Annotated in this window: 1 protein-coding gene; it reads right to left on the reverse strand. The window is 48.0% G+C overall.

Features of this window, described 5'->3' with window-relative positions; all coding sequences use genetic code 11:
* Positions 1–59: 59 nt before the first annotated feature.
* On the reverse strand, positions 60–1,162 hold a 1,103-nt coding region (locus ICN21_RS01660), incomplete at its 5' end, for an integrase core domain-containing protein (RefSeq protein ID WP_216176289.1).

Here is a 1,162-nt window from a genome sequence, read left to right on the forward strand (position 1 = left end):
GGTCCGTACCGGACACATGGTTTACATCCGGTACCGACCACATAGTTTACAGTTGCCGTTCACCCCAATACTTTGGGACCAAATGGATTCTCTAGGGCACTAACTTTATGAGATTCCATATCAAAGTAAGCCATATCGTAATCCATAAAGCTCACTAACCACACATCGTCTTCGACTTGGCGCAGTCCTACATCATGGCCAGCGAACACGGTACTAAAGTGAATCTTTTGATTACCCAGACAGATCCTGCCGCATTTAGTCACAGTGACTGTTTTATCGTGGAAGGGGTAACTGACATCAGGGAGCCCTTCATATTTTCGACTTGATGGGGTATAGAGCTGCGCAGGTTTTTTCATCTCCAAGGCTTGATGGGGTCGCTCAAAGTTGTACTCATAGATAAAGTCTTCAAACTTATCTTGTTGTTGCAAAAGTGTTTTGGCAGGGGGTTTAGTCGTCGCTTGCTTGAGTGTTAAATGCATGCGCTCATGCCGGCCATTTTGCTGGGGGTTGCCTGGCTTAATACGCTCAATCCCAATCCCTAAGCGCAGCCACCACACGGACAAACTCGAGAGACCATAAATGGCATTGGGGCTAGCAAAGGGTACCCCATTGTCCGAGCGAATACTGCCTGGCAAGCCATACTCCTTAAAGAGTTGCTCAAAGACGGTAAAGGCTCCGGCTTCTTTGGTACTTTCTAAGCCCTCACAACAAATCAAAAAGCGCGAGGCATAGTCGGTGACCGTTAAAGGATAGCAATACTGCTTATTGCCGAGCATAAACTCCCCTTTGTAATCCACGCACCATAGGGCATTAGGGGATTGCGTATTACTTAATGCGGTACCTTCAAGCTTGCCATACCGGCGCCGTTTCTTTTTGACTAAACCATGGCGATCCAGTACAGCGTGTACAGTGCTCTTAGCTGGTAAAACTAGCTCGGGATAGTGGGTGTGCAAGCGGTCTCGCAGTTTAGGAGCGCCCCAGGTCGGGAACTCTTTTTTGAGGTTCACGATCAATTGCTCGACCTGGAAGGGCAAGCGGTTGGCTTGCCGAAAGGGTCGTCTACTGCGATCCGTAAAGGCTTCTAAACCACTATCTTTATAACGATCAATGATCTTATGGCCAGTCACTCTAGAGATACCGAACTCCTGACACAGGGTAGTAA

It is taken from the genome of Polynucleobacter sp. AP-Feld-500C-C5 (assembly GCF_018882265.1).
In the GTDB taxonomy this organism is placed as follows: Bacteria; Pseudomonadota; Gammaproteobacteria; order Burkholderiales; family Burkholderiaceae; genus Polynucleobacter.